The organism is Streptococcus sp. DD11 (assembly GCF_001578865.1).
Lineage (GTDB): Bacteria > Bacillota > Bacilli > Lactobacillales > Streptococcaceae > Streptococcus > Streptococcus panodentis.
Genome location: NZ_KQ969392.1, coordinates 462909 through 467962, shown reverse-complemented (window position 1 = coordinate 467962; position 5054 = coordinate 462909). Strand labels below are relative to the sequence as shown.

6 protein-coding genes and 1 pseudogene are annotated in these 5054 nt (G+C 51.1%); 6 read left to right on the top strand and 1 reads right to left on the bottom strand.

Features of this window, described 5'->3' with window-relative positions; all coding sequences use genetic code 11:
* From STRDD11_RS02200 to STRDD11_RS02175, 6 genes and pseudogenes are all read left to right on the top strand, one after another.
* The coding region (locus STRDD11_RS02200) for an ADP-ribosylglycohydrolase family protein (protein WP_128835350.1) at positions 1-739 on the top strand (739 nt) is incomplete at its 5' end.
* Between the two features lie 226 nt (positions 740-965).
* Positions 966-1365: pseudogene (locus STRDD11_RS02195) on the top strand (SDR family oxidoreductase); the annotation flags it as partial.
* A 9-nt stretch (positions 1366-1374) separates the two neighbouring features.
* Positions 1375-1767 (top strand): stress response transcriptional regulator NmlR, encoded by a 393-nt coding sequence (nmlR, locus tag STRDD11_RS02190; protein ID WP_128834908.1) that lies wholly within the window; start codon positions 1375-1377, stop codon positions 1765-1767.
* Complete coding sequence (locus STRDD11_RS02185) at positions 1767-2192, top strand: cupin domain-containing protein (RefSeq protein WP_128834906.1); 426 nt, start codon at positions 1767-1769, stop codon at positions 2190-2192. Before nmlR ends, STRDD11_RS02185 begins: the two co-directional genes overlap by 1 nt.
* Positions 2193-2203: 11 nt before the next feature.
* Entirely contained in the window at positions 2204-2521 is a 318-nt protein-coding gene (locus tag STRDD11_RS02180; protein WP_128834904.1) for a carboxymuconolactone decarboxylase family protein, read from the top strand.
* A 23-nt stretch (positions 2522-2544) separates the two neighbouring features.
* Complete coding sequence (locus tag STRDD11_RS02175; RefSeq protein WP_128834902.1) at positions 2545-3531, top strand: aldo/keto reductase; 987 nt, start codon at positions 2545-2547, stop codon at positions 3529-3531.
* 307 nt (positions 3532-3838) lie between these two features.
* Here STRDD11_RS02175 and gshAB read toward each other — a convergent pair.
* Positions 3839-5054 (bottom strand): bifunctional glutamate--cysteine ligase GshA/glutathione synthetase GshB (gshAB, locus tag STRDD11_RS14105; RefSeq protein ID WP_241209281.1); only part of this gene is annotated, 1216 nt, incomplete at its 5' end.

The following is a 5054-nucleotide window of genomic DNA, read 5'->3' as shown; positions in this document are numbered from 1 at the left end:
AGGCAGTTTTACGGCGGACGCTATGGTTGGCTACGGCAGCCACCAGCAGCCGGCCGGCACTTGGTCGGATGATACCAGTCTTGTCCTAGCGACCTGTGCATCTATCAGGGATCGAGGAGGCATTGACCCAGCGGACATGCAGCGGCGTTTCAGGAGCTGGCTGTTTGAGGGGGCCTATACAGCAGATGGCCAGACCTTTGATGTGGGCCATGCAACTCGTCAGGCTCTGATGCTAGGCTACGGCCTGTCTGATGTGTTTTCCAATGGCAACGGCTCTCTGATGCGAATCCTGCCCTTGGCATTTACAGCAGCTGATAGGGCTGACATTCAGGCGGTTTCCAGCATTACCCATGCCCATGCTCTTTCGATAGAAGCCTGCCAGATTTATATAGACATTGCCAGACAGCTGCTGGCTGGTCGGCACTTGCCCCAAATTTTGACTGGTCTGCAAGTCAGTTCGGCTTTCAGCCGCTTAAAAGAGCTGGCCCAGCTGCCGCAGACTGCTATTCGCTCCAGCGGCTATGTAGTGGACACTCTAGAGGCGGCTCTTTGGTGCCTGCTGCAGACTACGGCTTACTCGGAAGCAGTCCTGAAAGCGGTCAATCTGGGCGATGATACCGACACGGTAGCCTCTGTGACCGGCGGCTTAGCCGGTCTTATCTACGGTCTGGAGGCTATTCCGCAGGTTTGGCTCCAGCAGCTGCGCAACAGAGAATTGCTGGACAGCTGCTTGTTTTAGCATTTCTCTCATTCTGAGAAGCGACGTGGTTTGAAGGGATTTTCGAAGAGTATGAAGCATCAAAGATGACTGAATCAACTGTGAGGGGTGGGAAGACGAACTCTTTTATTTGGCGTTCTTTCCCGCTCCTTTATTTTGCAGACGATTTTTTTCTAAAAGGGCTTGACTTGGAGTCCACTCCAAGGTTTATAATGGATTTATACAGATTGCAACAAAGGAGGTCCAGATGACACCGGCAGATGAATTGCTGGGCTTGGATTTTCTGCAGATTGATAAGATTGAAAATAGTCTCCATGCATATCAGCCGGCTAAGCGCGCCAATGAAAAGCGGACCATGTATGAGGCGGTTGAATGGGGCAAAAAAGGTGCTCGGATCAATGATATTGCACCGGGCATTGTCGTTACGCCGCTGGCTGTTGATGAGTTGAGCGGCATTCGCGGAGATTTTTTATAAAAATATATTTGCAGAGTCGCCCGCAGGACGTCCGGGAACGACAGACGAAATTGCCAATCTGGCGGAACTGCTGCTTGGCGAGCGCGGCCCATGTATAATGGACTCTACCTTTTTGATCGATGGCGGCGCGACAGCTTCGTATTTTTACGGACCGCTGCAGCCAGAAAAATAGGAGGAAAAGATGAATATAAAAAAAGTAAGTGAACGAACCGGTATCAGTGCGGACACGATTCGCTATTATGAGCGGATTGGACTGATTCCGCCGGTGACGCGAAATGCTGCAGGAATCCGGGATTTCAGCCAGCACGAGATCGAGGTGCTGGAGTTTGTCCGCCTTTTTAAAACAGCCGGCATGTCTGTTGAAAGCCTGATTGACTATATCAAGCTTCTGGACAAGGGGGATGAGAGCATTCCGGCCAGACTGTCTATCCTGCAGGATGAAAAGGATAAGCTGGAGGGACGGCTGGCAACCCTGCAGGCTGCTCTCAATCGGCTGAACTATAAGATTGAGAATTATGAAAATAAGGTGGTTCCCAGAGAGCGAGAATTATTTATAGAAAGAGAGGCAGACTAATGGCGCAGTTTGAAGAAGTGCAACAGGGGATTATTTTTCCGGTTGGAGAGGAAAATGAGGCTTACCAGGATGTCTTTACGGGCCGGTCTTATCTGGCTGTATTAGCCCAAGCGCCCGGCGGCCGTACAGGAGTTGCCAATGTGACCTTTGAGCCGGGCTGCCGCAATCATTGGCATGTTCATACAGAGGGCTATCAGATCCTTCTGGTTTTAGGCGGACAGGGGCTTTACCAAGAGGAGGGAAAAGCTGCGCGGCTGCTGCAGGCTGGGGATGTTGTGGTGACGGATAAAGGAGTCAAGCACTGGCACGGTGCTGTTAAAGATGCTTGGTTTGAGCATATTGCTATCACTGCTGGAGCCAGTGAGTTCTTTGAAGCAGTGACAGATGACATTTATGAGTCGGCTCATAGAGATCATGGTTTATAAGGAGACAGGAAATGGCAGAAAAACAAACAGCCGGTCGTGATTTGTTGGGAGAATTTGCTCCTGCATTTGCAGCCTTGAATGACGATGTGCTTTTTGGGCAGGTCTGGTCCAGAGAGGCAGAATTGTCCCCTAAAATCCGCTCCATTGTCACCGTCACGGTGCTGATGACGGCGGGCAATTTTGAGCAGCTGGCATTTCATTTGACGAAGGCCAAAGAAAATGGAGTCAGCAAAGACGAAATCGCAGAAATTATCACCCATGCTGCCTTTTATATGGGCTGGCCCAAGGCTTGGTCGGCTTTGACCAAGGCAAAGGAAATCTGGGAATAGCACAGGCTAATGGAGGAATCATCATGGAATATACAAGATTAGGCCAAACCGGCCTCGACGTTTCGAAAATCTGTCTGGGCTGTATGAGTTTCGGCGATGCCAGCCGAGGGTTTCACTCAGGCTGGCTCTTGGATGAGGAAAAAAGCCGGCAGATTATTAAAAAAGCGCTGGATATGGGCGTGAACTTCTTTGATACGGCCAATGTCTACGCGGCCGGCAGCAGTGAGGAGTACCTCGGGCGGGCTATCCGTGACTTTGCCGACCGGGAGGAGGTCGTTATTGCCACTAAGCTCTTCTTTGGTGACGGTCAGCACGAAGGCCGAAATACGAGGGGGCTGTCCCGCAAGGCAATTTTCAGTCAGGTCAATGCCAGTCTGGAACGGCTGGGGCTGGACTATATCGACCTGCTCTATATTCACCGCTGGGATTACCAGACGCCGATTGAGGAAACAATGGCTGCCCTCCATGACTTGGTCCGCTCTGGCAGGGTCCGCTATTTAGGAGCTTCTGCCATGTATGCCTGGCAGTTCCAAAAGGCTCAGTATGCCGCTGAAAAGAACGGCTGGACCAAATTTTCCGTCATGCAGAATCACTATAATCTTCTCTACCGGGAAGATGAGCGGGAAATGATTCCTTTCTGCAAAGACTCCGGTGTCGGTCTGGCTCCCTACAGTCCTTTTGCCGCTGGCCGGGTGGTCCGCGACTGGACGGCAGATACAGCCAGAAGCCGCACCGATGAAACAGCTAAGTCCAAGTATGACAGCACCGAGGAGCAGGACCGTCTGATTGTCGAGCGGGTCGCTCAAGTAGCCGAGCGCTGCGGCCGCACGCGGGCGCAGGTAGCCTTGGCTTGGCTCTGGCAAAAAGGGATTGATTCGCCCATTGTCGGTGTCACCAAGGAAAGGTATCTGGATGATTTCGCCGGGGCCTTTGACCTGACCCTGACAGCAGCAGACATGGCTTACTTGGATGAAGCCTATGTCCCCCATCGAATTGTAGGAGCACTGTAAAAAAACCGCATGCTCTTTGACAATCTCTTCAAACCGCTCAGTTCCAACAGCCTTGGGGGCTAAAAATAGCAAAGCAGGGAAGGTTAGGAGAATCTTTTTAGCCTGATTCTAGTTTTCTGCCGCTCTTCCTTGAGTATACATGCAGACAAAAATCGCAGCCGTTTTGTGCTGCGATTTTTTAATAGAGAAAGTTCTGGATGGAACAGCTGGCTGTGAAAGAAAGGTCGGCTGTTTCGTTTATCTTTCTAGTTCGGTTTGGTTCCGCCGGGACAGTCGGTGCTTTGCTGCTTAGCACGAAAAGCCTAGGTTACTCTAGCTCCGGAAAGAGTTTGGTCAGTATTTTCGGTGTGATGGGCTGACCCGGTCCCTGAGCGCAGTAGGTGTGCATATACATGGAGGGGTTGAAATTGAGCTCAATGCAGGTGCAGTTGGGCTTTTCCTGGGTAGAGGGAAGGGTGCAGTCCGGGATAATCAAATCTACACCGCAGACCCAGGCCCCTATGGCTTTGGCCATATCTGCGGCCAGCTGCTTGTAGGAAGGGTGCATGCTCTCGGTCACATCGATGGAATCTCCCCCAGTCGAGATATTGGAGTTGCGGCGCAGCTCCACCTTGACACCAGCTGGCAGGATATGGTCAGGTCCATAGCCCTGCTGGTCCAGCATGAGCAGTTCAATGTCTCCCAGTTCGATGATTTCTAAGGGAGAACGGTGGTCACGGCCGCGCAGGGGGTTGTCATTTTTAATAGCAACCAGCTCTCGCACCGTATGCCGACCGTCTCCGATTACGTTGGCTGCTACACGCAGAAGGACCGCTTCACAGCAGCCATCTAGGATAAAGAATCGATACTCGGTTCCTGGGATAAATTCCTCTACCAAAACGGCCCTGTCTTCTGCAAAGGCGATTTCCAGAGCTTTCCGGTAGCTTTCCCGGCTGGCCGGTTCTTGGAAGATAGAAATGCCTAGACCGAAGTTGGTGGACTTAGGTTTGACAACAATCTGCCGGCCTTTGATAAGCGGATAGTAGGCCAAGCCCTCCTCTATGCTGGAGAATTCCGCTCCGGCAGGCACTGGAAAATCAGCTGCTGCTAAGATTTTTTTGGTCACGGTTTTATTGGCCATAGCCAGCGGGATGACATAGTTATCTTTGGAAGTCATGTTGCCGTTTTTGACAAATTCTACATGATTTCTTCGCCAGAGTTTGAGGAATTGGTCATTTTCATCTAGAATCTCAACATTCAGCCCCTTCTGAATGGCGTCAAAGAGCAGCATTTGGGTGGATAGTTCCATGTTTTCATAGCCTTTAAGAGCATAAGGAGCTATCCAGGCATCATCGTGGAATTGCTCCGCTTTCGCCAAGCCAAACTCTTCTAAAGAATTATTTTTTATGTAAGGCAGAAGCCGGCCGGACAGGGTCTGCCTAGGGTCCAGCAGAGCTGTTTTGATGTTTTGGAGCAGCTGACTGTAGTAGACGGGGAGGTCAAAGTGGCAGATAAGAGCCTCCATAGCTTGGATAAGAGCAGAG

Coding starts and splice junctions, on each gene's coding strand:
- STRDD11_RS02175 (WP_128834902.1), top strand. CDS start 2,545: ATGGAATATACAAGATTAGGCCAAACCGGCCTCGACGTTTCGAAAATC.
- STRDD11_RS02185 (WP_128834906.1), top strand. CDS start 1,767: ATGGCGCAGTTTGAAGAAGTGCAACAGGGGATTATTTTTCCGGTTGGA.
- nmlR (WP_128834908.1), top strand. CDS start 1,375: ATGAATATAAAAAAAGTAAGTGAACGAACCGGTATCAGTGCGGACACG.
- STRDD11_RS02180 (WP_128834904.1), top strand. CDS start 2,204: ATGGCAGAAAAACAAACAGCCGGTCGTGATTTGTTGGGAGAATTTGCT.